This is a genomic window from Mycobacterium sp. GA-1285, from assembly GCF_001499905.1.
GTDB lineage: Bacteria > Actinomycetota > Actinomycetes > Mycobacteriales > Mycobacteriaceae > Mycobacterium.
Genome location: NZ_LQIS01000005.1, coordinates 112,986 through 129,815 on the forward strand (window position 1 = coordinate 112,986; position 16,830 = coordinate 129,815).

A 16,830-nucleotide genomic window follows, 5' to 3' on the forward strand; every position below is an offset into this window, starting at 1 on the left:
TCAGGCTTCGGCCCGCACCCGGTCCTTGACCGACAACACGATCGGGGGAGCGGTCCGCCAGTTCGGCACGCCCTGTTCCTCACCGGCGGTCGCACGCTTGTCGTCGCGGACGCCGACCCAGTGTGAATGGTTCAGCTGGTGCAACGTGAAACACGACTGCAGGGCGTTGTAGAAGCCCATGTTGTCCACCGACTGATTGACCGATTCCTTGATGAGCAGCGCCGCCATCGTCGGTACCGTGGCGATCCGTCGCGCCATTTCCAGTGTGCGATCGGCTAATTCGTCGCGCTTGAAGATCTTGCTCACCATCCCCAGGCGGTATGCCTCCTCGATGTCGATGGCGTCGCCGGTCAGCATCAACTCCTTGGTGCGACGGGGACCGAACTCCCACGGGTGGCCGAAGTACTCCATGCCGCACATCCCCAACCGGGTGCCCACCACGTCGGCGAACCATACCTCTTCGCTGCCCACGATCAGGTCGCACGCCCAGATCAGCATCAGGCCCGCCGAGAACACATCGCCGTGCACCTGCGCGATCGTGATCTTGCGCAGGTTGCGCCAGCGCAGGTTGTTCTGGAAGAAGTAGTGCCATTCCTGCAGCATGATCTTCTCGGCGCCCTCCCGTGTGCCACCGTTGATCGCCGCCGTCGGATGTTGGCCCGGTCCCGGCATGAACTCGGCGCGCGCCTGCTTGGAACCGATGTCGTGGCCGGAGGAGAACATCGGTCCCTCACCCGCGAGGATGACCACCCGGACGGTGTCGTCGGCTTCGGCGCGGGCGAATGCCTCGTCGAGTTCGACGAGCATTCCGCGGTTCTGCGCGTTGCGCTGCTCTGGACGGTTCAGCGAGATCCGCACGATCTCGCCCTCGTCGAATGTCTCCCACTTCAGAAACTGGTAATCGCTCATCGTGTCCTCCGGTTCTTCCATCGTGGCAATGGTGATATCAATATTTGAGAAGCTATGTTCTCACGGATGGTGAGGGTCGGTCGGGAAGGGGCCACATGTCGGACTGCCAACGTAACCCGCGGGTGATCCTCTGGGGACCAGGCCAGGTGGGTGTCGGTGCGCTGCGCGCGTTGATCGCCCATCCCGGCCTGGATCTCGCGGGCGTGGTTGTGCACGCCGAAACCAAGGACGGCAAGGACGCGGGCGATCTGTGCGGCATGCCCGAAACCGGTGTCATCGCGACCCGTGACGTCGAGGCGGCGCTGTCGCTCGACGCCGACGCGGTCGCCTATTTCGCGTCGGGTGACTACCGGTATGCGGATGCCGCGGAGGACATCGCCCGCTGCCTGCGCGCGGGCAAGAATGTCGTGTGTACGTCGTTGGTTCCGATGTGTTACCCACCGGCGGCGGACAAGCAGACCGCCGACCTGATCGCCGCGGCGTGCGAGGCGGGCGGTACCACCTTCTTCAACAGCGGTGTGGACCCGGGGTGGGCCAACGACGTCATCGCGCTGACGATGACGGGCTTCAGCAGCCGCGTCGACACCATCACCATGCAGGAGATTCTCGACTACGGCCCGATCAACCAGCCTGACATCATGTTCGACTTCATGGGTTTCGGTCATCCGCCCGACCATCCGGCTCCGCTGTTCGAGACCGAGCGGCTCGCAGCTCTTTGGGCGCCGACGGTCCATCTCGTCGCCGACGGCGTCGGCCTGCCGCTCGACCGGGTCGACACGACGATCGACAAGTGGTTGGCCACCGAGCGTTACGAGGTCGCCTCCGGGTGGATCGAGCCAGGCACCATGGGTGGGATGAGGTTCAAGCTGGCGGGCATGGTGGACGGCGAGGAACGTGTCGTGCTCGAACACATCACGCGCATGGGCGAGGGTTCGGCCCCGGACTGGCCGCGTCACCCGTCGCCGCACGGTGGCTACCGCGTCATCGTCGACGGGCTTCCCACGTACACCGTGGACATCGAAATGCACGGGCGCGGCAACAACATGCGTGGCTTGACGTACGCGACCGTGATGCGTGAACTCAACGCCATCCCGGCCGTGATCGCCGCCCCGCCCGGAGCGTTGTCGACACTGGACCTGCCACTGATCACCGGGCCCGTGCGCGGCGGGACATGGCGAGGTTTCCTACCCGGCACCGTGTCATGAGCCGGGGACCTGTCACCTCGTCCGACATTTGGACCGTGATGGAGACGGCGTCTGCGGTACGGCGGTATCGCGACGAACCGGTCGACGACCTCACGCTGGAGAAGTGTCTACAGGCAGCCAGTTGGGCGCCGTCGGGCGCCAATCAACAGCCGTGGCGGTTCGTGGTGTTGCGCTCGGAACGGGCGCGCGCACTCGTGACCGCCGCCGCCCACCGGACATGGCGGGAACTCCAGCAGTTCTACGGAATTTCGCTGCCCGAAGACGATGCGGACGACCCGAAGTCGCGGGTGCTGAGGGCGATGGCTGAGCACGCGCGAGTCGGCGGCTCGGCTCCCGGGCTCGTCTTGTTCTGTGTCCGGCCGCAAGCCGGCGCGTCGGAGCTGCAGCAGGGCGGTTCGATATTCCCTGCGGTGCAGAATTTCCTGTTGGCGGCTCGCGCACAGGGGCTCGGCGCGGCGATCACGTTGTGGCACACCAGCTGTGAAGAGCAACTGCGCTCGCTGGTCGGCATCCCGGACGACTGGATGCTGGCGGCGTTGGTGACCGTCGGTTGGCCCGCGGGCCGACACCACAGCGTTCGTCGCAAGCCGTTGTCGGAGGTGGCGGTGGTGGACAACTGGGGTCAACCCTGGCCACCGCGAGATCCGTGGTGATCTGGTGACGCGTCGCGGTCCACGTCGAATCGCACGTTGACCTTCTGAAAACCTTTCGCCCGTTCGGCTTTCGCCCTGCGGGTGTAAGTGCGCCGGTCGGCCGGGGTGAGGTCGACGTCGTCGGTGAACGGTGTCAGCAGCGAACGGGGGTAGAGCTGGTCGACGAGAACGACGTTGACTTCGGCGCACATCACCAACGTCACCGAAACCAGAAACAGGAACGCGAGCAAGCCCAGAACCAACGCGAACACACTGTTGGTCGCGCTGGTTGACCTGACGACGTGGGAGACGTAGTTCGCACCGAACCACTGCAGCAGCTGCCATATCACCGCCGCCGTGAGGGCGCCGGGCAACACGTCGCGGTACGACACGGACCGGGCTGTGGTGACTCGGAACGCCACCAGGCAGATTAGCGCGTTGATGGCGACGGTGGCGACGGTGACGCCGACCTTGCCGAACCAACCCAGGCTGGCTGTCGCGTGGCCGACCGCCGAGAGCACCGTCGCGGCGATCGCGGCCGAACCGAGCACGAACAACAGCAGGAGGCTGCGCAACCGCGACCGGATCGGGTCCGGGCGGTTGTTGCGGGGCACCGCCCATACCGAGTCCATCGCATTTTGCAGCGCCTGCCCGACGCCGAGGCCGCCGTACAGCGCACCGGCGATCCCGACCACGACGGCCGTGGCGCCACCGCTGAGCTGTTCCGGCCGTTCGAGTTGGCTACCGATGACGGGGAACTGGCCGAGGGTGGACTGCAGAATCTGTTGCTGTATTTCGGGGCGGCCGACGAGTATCACCCCGAGCGCGGTGGTCAGCAGCAACAGCAGCGGGAACAGGGAGACGAACGCGTAATAGGTGATCAGCGCGGCCAGATAGCCGCCCTGGTCGTCGACGTACTTGTAGATCACCGCGATGACGAACCCCACGCGGCGGTTGCGTCGCTGCAGCCGGTCCAGCCAGCCCACCATGTTGGGACCCCCTCGGCACGCTGATGGGCTCGGCGATACCCGTTTCGGCAGCGCGTCAATCCGATGGATCAAGCACCTGCGGGTTACCCCTTGGCAAGGCTGGCGAACCGCGTGCGCTGTCGGCTCGGGGCGTGATTGGTCGTCGTCACTGGAAAGCCACCAGCGTCAGCCCGACGCTGGTCGCAAGGAACGAACTGACCGTCACCACGCGGTAGACCGCATTGGTCTTGAACCCTTCGTTGAATGCCAACGGAAGGAACAGCGTTGGGTTCATCAGGGTGCCGTAGATGACCACGGCTGCGATCCAGGTGGGTAGCTGTGGCACGGCCAAACCGACGGCGATCAATATGATGCCCATGATCACGTAGTCGAGGTGTGCTTGCAGGATCCGGCGGGCATGATTGACACCGGCGCGCCGAAGAATCTGTGGCGCAACGAAATTGCCGGCCACCGCCCATCCGAGCAGCGCGCCGAAGGCCAACTCGAGCAGCCCGACCCGCACGATCGTGCTCATGTGCTCATCACATGACGTCGGTACCAGCGGCGGCCGTGCCACCGTTGGTAGTGCCACGCTGCCGTCGGCACCGGCCCGCGCGGGTGCAACCAGAATCGTCGCGGTGGCTCCAATGTGGGCGTACGGCGGCCGATCTCGATGTCGGCGAGAACAACTCCCTGCCCCTCCTCTGGCCGGCGTTCTGCGAGGACTTCTCCGCGGGCGTCGGTGGTGAGTGTCGACCCCTCGAAGCGACCTCGGTACCGCATCGGCAGCCACGGCATCGCGCACGTCAACTCGCCGGCATGTGCAGCGTGCAGCACCGGCGCCCCGACGTACTTCGCGAACGACGCCGCGGCCTGGCGGGCCGTCGCCGAATTGCTGCGTTCCCAGCGATCGGATACGGCCCGCGGCGGCCAGGGAGGAATGGACCACCACCCGGACCCGGTCATCACGACATCGACGCGCGACCGTAGGCGCTCGACGGTCTGGGTGCGCATCAGCTCCCAGCACACCGCGGCACCGACGTCGTACTCGTCTCGGTGGAACACGCCGTCGTCGGTTCCGCCGACATAGAAGGCGTTCTCCCACATCGTGGGCAGGTCCTTGTCATGCCGACCGACGACGCCGTCGGCGTCTACGGCGATGTAGGCGTTCCGCACGTGACCGTCGGGGTCTCGGCACAGGAATGAGCCGCCGACCAACGCGCCGTGCCGCCGCGCGAGCTCCCTGAGCAATGCGGTGGCCTGGCCGTCCGGAGGCAGTGCGGCGTCCTTGAGCGAGTCGTCGAATCCGATTCCGGTCGAGAAGAACTCGGGTAGCGCGATGATCCGCGCGCCCGCACGGCCGGCCTGGTCGGCCAGACGTTCACAAGCGGCCAGGTTCGCAGACACGTCACCGAGAACCGCCTCGAGTTGGATCGCCGCACCCAAAGTCATAATTGAACGCTACTACAAAATTGAACCGTACTTCAAGAAACAGTCGACCGGAGCCCGCGTTCGACGATGTCGCGCCCCAGGTTCAGCACCGTCTGCAGTTCGGACTCGTCGAGCCGCAGCCGGTCGGGCCGCAGACGAAGGGACAGCACGCCATTCCAGGCGCCCCACAGGAACATCGAGGTGCGGTGCGGATCGGCACAGCGCAGCTGCCCGGCCGCATCGGCGCGGCGCAGGGTGTCGGCGATGTCGCCCACCAGCCGCTCGACCTTGTCGGCGATTCGGCGCTCTATCTCACTGGCCATGTCACCGGGCGGAACGTCGAGAGTGCGCAGCGCGATCATCCGGAAGTAACCCGGATTGCTGAGGTGGAATGCGCAGTAGGCGTCGCTGGCGGCGCGCAACTCCTCGATGGGTGAGCGTCCGTGGCCGTAGGCCGCCGCCATTGCCTGCTCGTTGACTTCCAGTGCGCGTTCGACCAACGCGAGATACAGCCGCTCCTTGTTCTTGAAGTGGTGGTAGATCGAGCCGACCGCGAGGCCGGCCGCTTCGGCGATCGCATCCATGGTGACCGCGTGAAACCCCCGTTCGGTGAACAGCCGCTCGGCCGTGTCGAGAATGTTCGACGTCGTCAACGCGGTACGACGATCGGGCCGTCGAGCCTTGGGCGGCGGGGTCATCGTTCGAGACTACGAACAACCACGGCGATGCGGCAGCCTGGCGTCAGCCGCTGTCGGCGCGCCGCGCCCTGGCCCGCCGCTTTCCCTCGTGCATCGCGGCCACCCGCGCGACGGGGATGGTGCGGCCGTGCTCGACGAGGCCCTGCGGAAGCCGCTGCGGCGCAGGCATCGCATCCGCCCACGGGTCGTCACCGCCCAACGCGTCGATCGCGGTGTGCACCGTGAAGTCCGCGGGGGTGATGCGGTCCAGGTCCGACCACGCGATCGGGAACGACACCGGGGTGCCGGGACGTAACCGGGGACTGTAGGCGGCCACAACCGTCGCACCGCCGGCGCGGGTCGAGTCGACGAACACCTTGCCTTCGCGGTCGTCGACGATGAAAGCCGTTGTCGCAACGGCTGGGTCGAGTGCTTCCGCGCGGGCGGCCAGGGCGCGGGTGGCCGCGGCGACGTCGTCGACCGAAGCGCTGTCGTCGACCGGGACGAAGATGTGTACGCCTTTGGCGCCGCTCGTCTTCACCGCTCCGGTCAGCCCGCTGTCCGAAAGCGCCTGCCGCACAAGGTGAGCCGCGGCGACGACGGCGGCGAAGTCGCTTTCCGGTGGCGGGTCGAGGTCGAGCACCAGATGCGTTGGGCGATAGATGTTCTCGGCGAGACCGAGTGTGGGGTGGTATTCGACGGCGCGCTGGTTGGCCATCCACAACAACGTGCGCCGATCGTCGCACAGGGCATAGCGCACCTCGCGCTGCGAGGACTCCGCCCACATCGAAACGGTTTTCACCCAGTCCGGGGTGTACTTGGGCACGTTCTTCTGCATGAACGGCGCCCGCCCGCGCAGCACGCGCAGCACCGTCAGCGGGCGCCCCGCCAGGCCGGGCAGAATCCGCTCGGATACGGCGTCGAGGTAGTCGATCAGATCACGCTTGGTCGCATTGGCATCCGGGGTCAGCGGTTGGTCGAGATTGGTCAAGTCCACCCCGGCGCGCTGCTCCTCGGCGCTCATCTCCTCACCATAAGCGCGAGTCAGACACTCGTGAGTCAGACACTCGTGAGTCAGACACTCGTGAGTCAGACACTCGTGAGTCAGACACTGAGGCGACGGTACCGCTGCAGGCGTCGGACGGCGGCGGCCGATGCGGGCCCGTCGTGGAGTGCCAGCGCGTCCGCGACGCACTTGCGAAACGTCGTCGACATCGAGGGGGGTACCGATCGCGACGATCACGTTGGCCGGACCGTCAGACCGGGCCGCCGCCGGCGCGTTCGCGATGTGGACAGAGGTGCCCACCACGTTGACCACGTAGCGGCGCGTGCGCTCGCGGTACCGGATCGCGACGGTGCCCTTGAGCCGGTACACACCTGCGGGCGGCTTCTCGAGCAGATCGATCAGCGCCGCGGGATCGACGCACCCATCGCTGGTCACCGTGACCGAATCGGCGTGCACGTGGGGGTGTTCATCGTCGACGTCGACCAGCAGTTCGCGCAACGACAGTTGCTCACCGACCTCGGCGGACGCGGACACGTCGTACAGCAGCGCCGGGTCGACCCGCCCCGACGTGGCACCGACGACGTGAACATCCGGATTCCGTTCGCGCACACGCTTTTCGATCCGCCCGAAGACTTCTTCTCGGGCGTCATCGGGGATCTGGTCGAGCTTGTTGACCACCACCAGCGAGGCCGCGCCGTAACGGGCCGGCGGGGTGGCGTGATCATCGACCGTGTCGAAATGGGCGGCGGCGTCGATGACGTCGACGACGCCACCAGGGCGCACCCGCTCCACCCCGCTGAACCGGATGATCCGCGAGATCGCTATCGGGTCGGCCAGACCGCTGGCCTCGATGATGATGGCGTCCAGACCGAGCTTGGGATCGGCGAGCTTGGCCAGCGCGTCGTCGAGGCCGCCCTCGTCGGGAAGGCAGCAGATGCAACCGCCCGCGATCGAGGCCGGTTCGTCGACCTGCCCGGTGACCAGCGCCGCGTCGACGTTGAGTTCGCCGAAGTCGTTGATGATGACGCCGACGCGCGCACCCGGCTGACGCAACACGTGGTTGAGCAACGTGGTCTTACCCGCGCCGAGGTAACCGGTCAGCGCGATGGCCGGAATCGTCGTCGTCGTCGTCACGCGACACATGATGGCAGCGTTTCGATCGGCAGCGCTTCGATCGGCCCTGAACGGATATCCCGCGGCGGGGTCTTCCTGCTCGTCGGAGTGCTCGGCTTCATACCCGGTGTGACCACCAACTACGACGCACTCGCGTTCGCCGGTCACCACTCGCAGGCCCAACTGCTCGGCGTGTTCAACGTGTCGGTGCTGCACAACATCGTTCACCTGATCTTCGGAGTCCTCGGCATCGCGTTGTCGGGAACGTTCACCGCGGCACGCGGCTTCCTGATCGGCAGCGGCCTGGTCTACGCGGCGTTGTGGCTGTATGGCCTGGTCATCGACCACGATTCGGGCGCCAACTTCGTTCCGGTCAACACGGCCGACAACTGGCTGCATCTTGGGCTCGCCGTGGGGATGCTCGCCTTGGTGCCTGCTGCTGGGCCGCACCGGGGACGCACCGGATCTGCGGCGCGGCTAGGAAACTTGCTGTGCGTCCGCGCACAGGGTGTTTCGGACCCCCGCGGACGTGGAACCTTGACGCTTGAGAGGAGGTTCGAATGACGGACCACGACAAGGCCGGCCAGGCACGAGAAGGCCTGATCGACTCGGTGAAGGGCAAGGCCAAAGAGATGTTCGGCGCGATCACCGGAAACGACTCGCTGACCGCCGAAGGCCAACTGCAGCAGGCCGAGGCCGAACGCCGCAAAGAAGCCAACACGATAGAAGCGGTCGCCGATGCCGAGGCGCGGGAGGCGCGCACCGAGGTCGCGGAGGCCAAGCGCGAAGGCGCCAAGGAGCGCGCCGAGGCCAACGCCGAGGCGGCCGCCGAGAAGAGCATGGTGGAGAACCAGAAGGCCGCCCAGAAGCGCGCCGCAGAACAGGCCGCACACCAGCAACTGGAGCGGGAGCGCACCCAGGCTGAGCTCGACGCGGAGCGCAAAGCGCGCGAGGCCAGGGCCGAGCAGCGCGCGGAGATTCACGACGCCGACACCCAGCTCGCCGACGCGCTCGAAGAACACCGCGAAGCCGTCGAGGAGTCGGCAAGCGCGAAAGCCGAAGCCGCCCGCATCAGGCGGCAGGCCGACAATCTCAACGACGACGCCTGATCAGGGCGTAGAAGGAGCTTGACACCATGAGTCTCACCGCTATCCCCAAGGCGGTGCTGAAGTTTCAGTACCAGGTGGCCCGGGTGCCGCTGCAGTTGATCGACGATCGCTTCGTCGCGCGGATGAACGACGAAGCGCCGGCCCGGCTGTTCTACGAGCGTTCCCTGGGAATGCTGGACACCGCCGTCGGCGCCGCGCTCGGCGATCCGGAGCTCCAGAAGCGCGGCGCCACCCTCGTCGAGCGCAGCGAGACGCTGCGCCGCGCGGCCGAACTCGACGCCGCCGCCGACGAGAACGTCAAGCAGGCGGGCAGGGAGCTGAAGGTGACCCGCGAGAAGGCGCTGCAGGACAAGCAGAAGACGTTCGAGGAAACCGAGGCCGAGGCCCGTCAGGCGCGCACCGAGGCGCAGCAGCGTAAACGCGCCGCGGTCGAAGATGCCGAGAAGAAGATCGTCGAGAGCAAGAAGACGGCCGACCAGATCGCCGAGCAGCGCAAGAAGAACGTGGAGACCGCGAAGCGCCGCGAAGAGGAACAGATCGAGGCGGCCGAGCGCACTGCGGCGAAGGTGGCCAGCGTCAAGATGGCCGACGCGCAGGACAAGCGCGTCGACGCAACGGTGACACGGGCGCAGGCGGACAAGATCGAAGACCTCGCCGACGCCGAGAAGGACAAGCGTCAGGCCGATTAGATCCCGAGCAGCGACTCGATCCAGCCTCGCGCGAAGTACAGCAGGAAGCCCGCGGCGACCACCCACAACAGGGGGCTGATCTCGCGGGCTTTTCCTGCTGCCGAGCGCAGCACCGCCCATGCGATGAAGCCGACACCGATGCCGTTGGCGATCGAGTACGAGAACGGCATCGTGGCCACCGTCAGCACAACGGGCAGGGCGACCGAGAACTCGGAGATGTCGATGTGCCGCAGGTGCGACACCATCATCGCCCCGACGATCACCAACGCCGCCGCGGCCACCTCCGTCGGCACCACCGACGCCAGCGGCGAGACGAACATCGCGGCGAGGAACAGCACGCCGGTCACGATGTTCGCCAGGCCCGTCCTGGCGCCTTCGCCGATGCCCGCGCCCGATTCGACGAAGACCGTGTTCGACGACGCCGACGATGCGCCGCCGACCACGGCGCCCGCCCCCTCGACGATCAGGGCCGCCCGCAGTCGCGGGAAGGTGCCCTGCTCGTCGGCGAGCCCGGCCTCGCGGGACAGGCCCGTGAAGGTGCCCATGGCGTCGAAGAAATTCGCGAACACGAGTGTGAACACGAACATGGTCGCGGCGATCACACCGACGCGGCCGAAGCTGTCCATGCTGAAGGCGCCGACGAGGGAGAGGTCGGGCAGCGCGAACGGTGACCCCGACAGGCTCGGCACCGACAGGCCCCAGCCACCGGGCTCGTCGACGGCGGACCCGAGGTGCCAGATCGACTCGATCACGACCGCGACGACGGTGCCGGCGATGAGCCCGATCAGGATGCCGCCCCGCACCTTCCGGGCCACCAGGATTCCCGTCAGCAGCAGCGTGAGGGCGAAGACGACGGTCGGCACGGTGCTGATGGAGCCGCTGCCGTCACCTCCGAGGCCGACCGGCGGTGACCGCACACCCGTCGAACCGATGAACCCCGCATCGACCAGCCCGATGAACAGGATGAACAGCCCGATGCCGGCCGTGATGGCGAGCTTCAGCTGCATGGGCACGGCATCGAAGACCAGCCGCCGCAGTCCGGTCGCCGCCAGCACGACGATGATGAGCCCGTTGATCACCACCAGTCCCATGGCTTCGGCCCAGGTGAGGTCGCCCACGAGCGTCGTCGCGACGAACGAGTTGATGCCCAGGCCGGCGGCGAACGCGAACGGCATCCGCGCGACGAGGCCGAACAGGATGGTCATCACGCCCGCGGCCAGCGCGGTGACCGCCGAAACCTCGGCGAATCGCAGCCTCTCGCCGGTGATGTCCTCGGAACTGGACAGGATGATCGGGTTCAGCACGATGATGTAGGCCATCGCGATGAATGTGACCAGTCCACCGCGGGCCTCTGCGCCGACCGTTGTTCCGCGCGCCGAGATCTCGAAGAAGCGGTCGAGGCGGTTCACCTCTCAGACCCTATGGGGTCTCCTCGACACGCGTCATCTCGTGCAGGGCCCGCAGGAACGCCCGCCGGTCGGCGGGCGACAGCGCCGAAAGCCACCGCTCCTCGCCGCGCTGGATCTCCGCCTGCACCGAGTCTTTCAATGCGCGGCCGGCTTCTGTGATCGCGAGCAGTCGCACGCGTCGATCGGCCGGATCGGGCTTCCGCTCGATGTAGCCCCTGTCCTGTAGTTCGTCGAGCGTGGGGATGATCCGGGTCTTGTCGGCGCCGATGGCCTCGGCGAGCGCGGCCTGGGTGCGTACCGGAGATGCGTCGAGCGCTGACAGCACGCTGTAACCCCACATCGAAATGCCGTGCTCAGCGAGCACCGGGGTTTCCAGGGCGATCAACCTTCGCAGCAGCGGGGCGAGCATCGCCGCGAGGTCCCGTCGTCGCGGCTTCGGGGGCATGGAGCGATATTAAGCGTTGACCAATAATAAGCAGACATGTATCGTATGCGTATGCATACTATTAACGATCCACGGCCGTTCCACCGCATCGCGGTCACGGCAAGCGTCGAAACCGTCTCCCCGGGTGACCGTTGACGACCTCGATCGTCCGACTCCGTGTGCGGGGTGGGACCTCGCCGAGCTGCTGACCCATATGACCGTGCAGCACAAGGGTTTTGCCGCTGCCGCCAGGGGCGCCGGCGCCGATCTCGCGGTGTGGGCGCCCGCCACCGTCGCCGGCGCGGTCCGAGTCGACCCCGGCGGCGCATACGCCGCGGCGGCCGCAGAGGTACTGGAGGCCTTCGCCGCCGACGGTGTGCTGGAGGCGACGTTCACGTTGCCGGAGTTCGGCCAGGACGCCGCCGTTCCGGGTGCGATGGCGATCGGTTTCCATTTCGTCGACTATGTCGTGCACGGGTGGGACGTCGCCCGCAGCATCGACGCGCCGTTCGTGCTGCCGGCTGATGTGACTGCCGCGGTGCTGCCATTGGCGTTGGCGGTGCCCGACGGCGAGATCCGGGACATGGACAACTCACCGTTCGCGCACGCGGTCGCGGCGCACGAGGGCGCGAGCGACCTCGATCGGGTGCTGACTCACCTGGGCCGATCACCCGACTGGCGGGCCGAAGGCGTCACCGCGGATCGATGAGGTCGCGCATTCGTTCCGCAGGCACGACGGACGCGCCGGCGGCACGGACCCGCTCGGCGAGCGTGCGATCGGATGTGGCCACACGAATGTCGTCCGGCCGGTCGTCGGCGCGAACCAGACGAACGATCTCGTCGTCGGCGGAGTTGGGCGCCGGGCGCTGGGCGTATGCGACGGTGACGGTCGAGGATTCGATCGGTGGTTGGGGTGGGCGTTCGAACACGACCGTGACGTCGTCATCGCCGGGGCGCCAGGCTTCCAGTCGCTCGACGAGGGTCACCATGGCGCGATGACGGTCACGCCACCAGCCATCGGGACGCGAACCGATCACATTCATCCCGTCGACGATCCACCGCATCGCGTGTCGAGGACCGACGCCGGTCGAGGGTACGGCCGGTTCAGTAGGCGTGGCCGGTCTGCTTGGCCGCCGGATGCCGACGGCCAAGCAGGTAACCGAGCCAACGAATATCGAGTAGCACCTGGTCGCCTTCCGCTATGCGGTCTTCTGGGTCAACAGCGGCAGCAGCCGGCGTCGTTTCTCGATGCTCTCCGCGAACTGATGAAGCGCACCGGGCACCGATCCGGCTACCGGGACGCTCACACCGGAACCGTGCAGTACGCGTTGCACCTCGTCACTGGCGATGACGGCCCAATCCACTTCGGCGTGGTAGCAGCACTCATCGATGTCGTACATCAACGAAATGAGTTGCTCTGCGCACGAACTCACTCCGCTCAAATCAAGGATGAACGGCTTCTCGGCCAAGACGAATCGGCGCGAGAACGCGGTGATCCGTTCGATGTTGTGATCGTCGATGATGCCCTCGACGGTCACCACCGTCGCCAATTGGCGACACACCGCATGAAGCTGGGCCCCGGCGCAGTCGAATGTCGGATTCCCGTACATCACCGCCTCCTCGATCAGTCAGCTTCGTCGACAAAGCCCAACTTAAGCCGCGAGATTAAGGCAAGCGCCAACGACGGCTAATACTTTGGTAAGAAGCAGATTTTGCGTTCGCCAGCAAATTCAGCCGCGCCGCATCCACTGGGGTCCCGAATAGTTCTCCCACGGGCTGTAGTCGGCGAGCAGCTGCTCCTGTGCGGGCCGCTCGTCTTCGGGCACGTGTTGCAGGTTGATCCGGATGCGATACCAGATCGAACTGGGGCCGCGCATACCGTCGACCAAAATATCTGCCGGCTCAAGCTTTTCGGCCGCGGACGGGTGCCGTCGGCGCCATTCCTCCAACGCTGTCATCGCCTCATCCTTGGTCTTCGTGCGGGCGATCTCGATGAGCGGCTTCGATGAGACTCGACGGCCGGTTCCTGCGTTCGAACGTTTCGCCCCGCGCGGCGCCTTCTCTGCAGGGCCGAGCCGGTCGGCGAGGTCCAGCACCGCGTCCAGCGATCCCGCCGAATCGTCGATGCCCTCCCAGGGGTCGCCGAGTTCGGCGAATCGTTGCGGCACCGTCGTGATCGTGAACGCGTCCGGCCGGCATCCGGGCACCTCATTCCACAGCAGCGGCATCGACACCCTGGCGTCAGGCGTCGCGCGGACCGAGTAGGCGGAGGCGACGGTGCGGTCGAACGCGTTCTGGTTGAAATCGACGAACACGCCCTCGCGTTCTTCCTTCCACCAGCGCGCAGTGGCGATCTCGGGTGCGCGGCGTTCGACTTCGCGGGCCACCGCCTGTGCGGCGAGCCGGACGAATTTGAACGGCCACCGCCGCCGGATCCGGGCATAGATGTGGAAGCCCCGCGATCCCGAGGTCTTCGGCCATGCCGTCAACCCGTGGTCTTCGAGCACCTCGCGTGCGACCATCGCGACGTCGATGATCTGCGCCCACTCGACACCCGGCATCGGGTCGAGGTCCACGCGCAGCTCGTCGGGGTGCGCCAGGTCATCCGCCCGAATTGGATGGGGGTTGAGATCGACACACCCGAGGTTGACCGCCCAGACCAGGCCGGCCGCATCGCGCAGCACCGCCTCGGCCGCCGACGTCCCGGATGCGTACTTCAGCTCGGCGACGTCGACGAAGTCCGGCCGATTCTTCGGCGCGCGCTTCTGGAACACCGCCTCCTCGGTGATGCCCTTGACGAACCGCTTGAGGATCATCGGCCGGTCGCGCACACCGCGCAGGGCGCCGTCGGCGACGCTGAGGTAGTAGTGCATCAGGTCCGACTTGGTGATACCGATATCGGGGAAGACGACCTTGTCGGGGTGGCTGATGGGCACCCGGTGGCCCTCGACCTCCAGATACCGAGGTGCGGCCATAGCGTCATGCTAGTTTCCCGGCCGCGCTGCGACGCGGGTCACATATGGTGGGGTCATGGCCAGACTCTCCGAGCTCCCGTTGCAAGCGTTCGCCAAGGCTCAACAACTGGTCGAACGCGGGTCGGCCGAGCTCCACTACGCCGCCAAGATGTTCGGAGCGGGCGCGTTCAAGATCGAACCACCGCAGAATGTCGCCGGGATGCTCGCCGACATCCGGCGATGGGGTGAGTTCGGGATGATCCCGGCCCTGAACGCCCGCCGCACACCTAATCGCACCGCGATCATCGACGACTTCGGCGAGATGACCTTCGCCGAGCTCGACGACGCCGCGCACTCGGTGGCCAACGGCCTGCTGGAGAGGGGCGTCAAGGGCGGTGACGGGGTCGCGATCCTGGCCCGCAATCACCGATGGTTCCTCGTCGCGTTGTACGGCGCGGCCCGCACCGGCGCGCGGATCATCCTGCTCAACAGTGAGTTCTCGGGGCCCCAGGTCAAGGAGGTGTCCGAACGCGAGGGCGCCAAGTTGATCATCTACGACGACGAGTACTGCCAGGCCGTGTCCAAGGCCGATCCGCCGCTCGGCAGGCTGCGCGCGCTCGGCGTGAACCCCGATAAGGACGAGCCGTCGAACAGCACCGACGAGACGCTCGAGGACTTCGTCTCCCGTCACTCGGGTAAGCCCGCGCCCAAGGCGACCAAGCACTCGTCGGTGATCATCCTGACCAGTGGAACGACGGGAACACCCAAGGGCGCCAACAGAAGTACGCCGCCCACCCTGGCTCCCATCGGTGGTGTGCTGTCGCATGTGCCGTTCAAGGGTGGCGAGGTCACGGCGCTTCCGGCGCCGATGTTCCACGCTTTGGGCTTCCTGCACGCGACGATCGCGATGATGTTGGGCACGACGCTGCTGCTGCGCAGGCGGTTCAAGGCCGCGAAGGTGCTCGAGGACATCGAGAAGCACAAGGTGACCGCGGTCGTGGTCGTGCCGGTGATGTTGTCGCGCATGCTCGATGCGCTCGACGACATGGATCGCAAGCCCGATCTCTCGTCGTTGCGGATCGTGTTCGTATCGGGCTCGCAGCTGGGCGCGGAAATGGCCCAACGGGCGCTCAAGATGCTCGGTCCCGTCATCTACAACCTGTACGGATCGACCGAGATCGCGTTCGCCACCATTGCGCGGCCACAGGATCTGGAGAAGAACCCGGCCACCGTCGGACCGGTGGTGAAGGGCGTGAAGGTCAAGATCCTCGACGACGACGGCAACGAACTGCCCCAGGGGGAGGTCGGGCGAATCTTCGTCGGCAACTTCTTCCCGTTCGAGGGCTACACCGGCGGCGGCCACAAGCAGATCGTCGACGGGCTGATGTCCTCGGGCGACGTCGGCTATTTCGACGAGAACGGCCTGCTCTACGTCAGCGGCCGGGACGACGAGATGATCGTGTCCGGCGGTGAGAACGTGTTCCCGGCCGAGGTGGAGGACCTCATCAGCGGACATCCGGAGGTCGTGGAGGCCACCGCGGTGGGCGTCGAGGACAAGGAATGGGGTCACCGGTTGCGGGCCTTCGTCGTCAAGGCCGACGGCGCCTCGATCGGTGAGGACGACATCAAGAAATATGTCCGCGAGCACCTGGCGCGCTACAAGGTGCCGCGCGAGGTGATCTTCCTCGACGAATTGCCGCGCAATCCGACGGGCAAGATTTTGAAGCGGGAGCTGCGGGAGATGGACGTCGACGGAGACGGAGGCGGCGGGAACGGCGCGGGCGGCGAGAAGAAGTCAGAAGAGAAGGCGGAAGCCAACAAGTCGGAATAGTGCCCGGCTCTCCAGCAGAGTCGATGGCGCTCGCGCAGAATCGGTGGGTCGTGACGTGTTTGCGATCGTGTCCTAATCGCCCATTGCCGCCGCGCCGGGGATCGACAGGCAGAGCAGCATCAGCAGCAGCAGGAACCAGCCGGCACCCTGCCACTGCACCCAGGTGCCCTGCGCCTTCCACAAGCGATAGGTCCTGACGAACGCGCCCACCCCTCCGAGGAACAGGATTGCGGGCACCGTCGAGGCGGCGACGACCGACGTCTTCGAAACGACTGCGTAGATGATGAAGGCGAGGGCGGCGACCGCGACCACCACCGCCGTGTAGGTGGCAGCGGCCCGGAACTCTTTTGGTCGGTCCCAGCGTTTCTCGACGTCGTTGGTCATAACAGAAATGTTGCCGCCGGTGCGGTCATTGAAACGGTCATCGGGATTGTTGACGAACACGGACAGGCATCCGCAGATCTCAGGCTACG

The 16,830-nt window shown here is 66.4% G+C and carries 17 protein-coding genes and 3 pseudogenes; 7 read left to right on the forward strand and 13 right to left on the reverse strand.

The window, feature by feature from the left end:
* Window positions 1–909 (reverse strand): enoyl-CoA hydratase, encoded by a 909-nt coding sequence (locus tag AU193_RS04695; RefSeq protein WP_064421235.1) that lies wholly within the window; start codon window positions 907–909, stop codon window positions 1–3.
* Window positions 910–1,031: 122 nt separating this feature from the next.
* Between AU193_RS04695 and AU193_RS04700 the strand changes: the two genes are divergently transcribed.
* Both AU193_RS04700 and AU193_RS04705 read left to right on the forward strand, forming a co-directional pair.
* Window positions 1,032–2,114, forward strand: coding sequence for a hypothetical protein (locus tag AU193_RS04700; RefSeq protein WP_064421191.1), 1,083 nt, complete (start codon window positions 1,032–1,034; stop codon window positions 2,112–2,114).
* 38 nt (window positions 2,115–2,152) lie between these two features.
* Entirely contained in the window at window positions 2,153–2,767 is a 615-nt protein-coding gene (locus tag AU193_RS04705) for a nitroreductase family protein (protein WP_064421192.1), read from the forward strand.
* On the opposite strand, the gene AU193_RS04710 is transcribed toward AU193_RS04705, so the two are convergent.
* The 6 genes and pseudogenes from AU193_RS04710 to AU193_RS22730 form a co-directional block, all read right to left on the reverse strand.
* On the reverse strand, window positions 2,737–3,735 hold the full coding sequence (locus tag AU193_RS04710) for a YihY/virulence factor BrkB family protein (RefSeq protein WP_064421193.1): 999 nt from the start codon (window positions 3,733–3,735) through the stop codon (window positions 2,737–2,739). The genes AU193_RS04705 and AU193_RS04710 overlap by 31 nt on opposite strands.
* Window positions 3,736–3,880: 145 nt before the next feature.
* Window positions 3,881–4,249 (reverse strand): hypothetical protein, encoded by a 369-nt coding sequence (locus AU193_RS04715; protein WP_064421194.1) that lies wholly within the window; start codon window positions 4,247–4,249, stop codon window positions 3,881–3,883.
* On the reverse strand, window positions 4,246–5,166 hold the full coding sequence (locus tag AU193_RS04720) for a carbon-nitrogen hydrolase family protein (RefSeq protein ID WP_064421195.1): 921 nt from the start codon (window positions 5,164–5,166) through the stop codon (window positions 4,246–4,248). The genes AU193_RS04715 and AU193_RS04720 overlap by 4 nt, the downstream gene beginning before the upstream one ends.
* Window positions 5,167–5,198: 32 nt before the next feature.
* Complete coding sequence (locus tag AU193_RS04725) at window positions 5,199–5,843, reverse strand: TetR/AcrR family transcriptional regulator (protein WP_064421196.1); 645 nt, start codon at window positions 5,841–5,843, stop codon at window positions 5,199–5,201.
* A gap of 43 nt (window positions 5,844–5,886) precedes the next feature.
* Complete coding sequence (gene ligD, locus AU193_RS04730; protein ID WP_064421236.1) at window positions 5,887–6,846, reverse strand: non-homologous end-joining DNA ligase; 960 nt, start codon at window positions 6,844–6,846, stop codon at window positions 5,887–5,889.
* Window positions 6,847–6,926: 80 nt separating this feature from the next.
* Window positions 6,927–7,971: pseudogene (locus AU193_RS22730) on the reverse strand (GTP-binding protein).
* A gap of 15 nt (window positions 7,972–7,986) precedes the next feature.
* Between AU193_RS22730 and AU193_RS04735 the strand changes: the two are divergent.
* The 3 genes and pseudogenes from AU193_RS04735 to AU193_RS04745 form a co-directional block, all read left to right on the forward strand.
* A pseudogene (locus AU193_RS04735) lies at window positions 7,987–8,370 on the forward strand (DUF4383 domain-containing protein); the annotation flags it as partial.
* Between the two features lie 131 nt (window positions 8,371–8,501).
* Complete coding sequence (locus tag AU193_RS04740) at window positions 8,502–9,050, forward strand: CsbD family protein (protein ID WP_064421197.1); 549 nt, start codon at window positions 8,502–8,504, stop codon at window positions 9,048–9,050.
* A 26-nt stretch (window positions 9,051–9,076) separates the two neighbouring features.
* Window positions 9,077–9,739: a hypothetical protein gene (locus tag AU193_RS04745; protein ID WP_064421198.1), complete on the forward strand. Its 663-nt coding sequence runs from the start codon at window positions 9,077–9,079 to the stop codon at window positions 9,737–9,739.
* Here the strand turns inward: AU193_RS04745 and AU193_RS04750 are convergent.
* Window positions 9,736–11,148, reverse strand: a complete 1,413-nt coding sequence (locus AU193_RS04750) for an NCS2 family permease (protein ID WP_064421199.1) — start codon at window positions 11,146–11,148, stop codon at window positions 9,736–9,738. The two genes, AU193_RS04745 and AU193_RS04750, sit on opposite strands and share 4 nt — an antisense overlap.
* Before the next feature lie 10 nt (window positions 11,149–11,158).
* A complete protein-coding gene (locus AU193_RS04755) occupies window positions 11,159–11,593 on the reverse strand; it encodes a MarR family winged helix-turn-helix transcriptional regulator (RefSeq protein ID WP_064421200.1) in 435 nt (144 codons plus the stop codon).
* Between the two features lie 51 nt (window positions 11,594–11,644).
* Here AU193_RS04755 and AU193_RS04760 point away from each other — a divergent pair.
* Window positions 11,645–12,281, forward strand: a pseudogene (locus tag AU193_RS04760) (TIGR03086 family metal-binding protein).
* On the opposite strand, the gene AU193_RS04765 reads toward AU193_RS04760, so the two are convergent.
* The 3 genes from AU193_RS04765 to AU193_RS04775 form a co-directional block, all read right to left on the reverse strand.
* Window positions 12,265–12,636: an NYN domain-containing protein gene (locus AU193_RS04765; RefSeq protein WP_064421201.1), complete on the reverse strand. Its 372-nt coding sequence runs from the start codon at window positions 12,634–12,636 to the stop codon at window positions 12,265–12,267. The pseudogene AU193_RS04760 and the gene AU193_RS04765 overlap by 17 nt on opposite strands.
* A 135-nt stretch (window positions 12,637–12,771) precedes the next feature.
* On the reverse strand, window positions 12,772–13,182 hold the full coding sequence (locus AU193_RS04770; protein WP_064421202.1) for a hypothetical protein: 411 nt from the start codon (window positions 13,180–13,182) through the stop codon (window positions 12,772–12,774).
* Between the two features lie 120 nt (window positions 13,183–13,302).
* Window positions 13,303–14,547, reverse strand: a complete 1,245-nt coding sequence (locus tag AU193_RS04775; RefSeq protein WP_064421203.1) for a DNA polymerase domain-containing protein — start codon at window positions 14,545–14,547, stop codon at window positions 13,303–13,305.
* Between the two features lie 55 nt (window positions 14,548–14,602).
* Here AU193_RS04775 and fadD2 point away from each other — a divergent pair, with 55 nt between their 5' ends.
* Window positions 14,603–16,357, forward strand: coding sequence for a long-chain-fatty-acid--CoA ligase FadD2 (gene fadD2 / locus AU193_RS04780; protein ID WP_064421204.1), 1,755 nt, complete (start codon window positions 14,603–14,605; stop codon window positions 16,355–16,357).
* A 72-nt stretch (window positions 16,358–16,429) separates the two neighbouring features.
* Here fadD2 and AU193_RS04785 read toward each other — a convergent pair whose 3' ends face one another.
* Window positions 16,430–16,741 (reverse strand): hypothetical protein, encoded by a 312-nt coding sequence (locus tag AU193_RS04785; protein WP_064421237.1) that lies wholly within the window; start codon window positions 16,739–16,741, stop codon window positions 16,430–16,432.
* Window positions 16,742–16,830: the final 89 nt, after the last annotated feature.

Coding starts and splice junctions, on each gene's coding strand:
- AU193_RS04695 (WP_064421235.1), bottom strand. CDS start 909: ATGAGCGATTACCAGTTTCTGAAGTGGGAGACATTCGACGAGGGCGAG.
- AU193_RS04705 (WP_064421192.1), top strand. CDS start 2,153: ATGGAGACGGCGTCTGCGGTACGGCGGTATCGCGACGAACCGGTCGAC.
- AU193_RS04710 (WP_064421193.1), bottom strand. CDS start 3,735: ATGGTGGGCTGGCTGGACCGGCTGCAGCGACGCAACCGCCGCGTGGGG.
- AU193_RS04720 (WP_064421195.1), bottom strand. CDS start 5,166: ATGACTTTGGGTGCGGCGATCCAACTCGAGGCGGTTCTCGGTGACGTG.
- AU193_RS04725 (WP_064421196.1), bottom strand. CDS start 5,843: ATGACCCCGCCGCCCAAGGCTCGACGGCCCGATCGTCGTACCGCGTTG.
- AU193_RS04745 (WP_064421198.1), top strand. CDS start 9,077: ATGAGTCTCACCGCTATCCCCAAGGCGGTGCTGAAGTTTCAGTACCAG.
- AU193_RS04715 (WP_064421194.1), bottom strand. CDS start 4,249: ATGAGCACGATCGTGCGGGTCGGGCTGCTCGAGTTGGCCTTCGGCGCG.
- ligD (WP_064421236.1), bottom strand. CDS start 6,846: ATGAGCGCCGAGGAGCAGCGCGCCGGGGTGGACTTGACCAATCTCGAC.
- AU193_RS04755 (WP_064421200.1), bottom strand. CDS start 11,593: ATGCCCCCGAAGCCGCGACGACGGGACCTCGCGGCGATGCTCGCCCCG.
- fadD2 (WP_064421204.1), top strand. CDS start 14,603: ATGGCCAGACTCTCCGAGCTCCCGTTGCAAGCGTTCGCCAAGGCTCAA.
- AU193_RS04765 (WP_064421201.1), bottom strand. CDS start 12,636: ATGCGGTGGATCGTCGACGGGATGAATGTGATCGGTTCGCGTCCCGAT.
- AU193_RS04785 (WP_064421237.1), bottom strand. CDS start 16,741: ATGACCAACGACGTCGAGAAACGCTGGGACCGACCAAAAGAGTTCCGG.
- AU193_RS04775 (WP_064421203.1), bottom strand. CDS start 14,547: ATGGCCGCACCTCGGTATCTGGAGGTCGAGGGCCACCGGGTGCCCATC.
- AU193_RS04770 (WP_064421202.1), bottom strand. CDS start 13,182: ATGTACGGGAATCCGACATTCGACTGCGCCGGGGCCCAGCTTCATGCG.
- AU193_RS04740 (WP_064421197.1), top strand. CDS start 8,502: ATGACGGACCACGACAAGGCCGGCCAGGCACGAGAAGGCCTGATCGAC.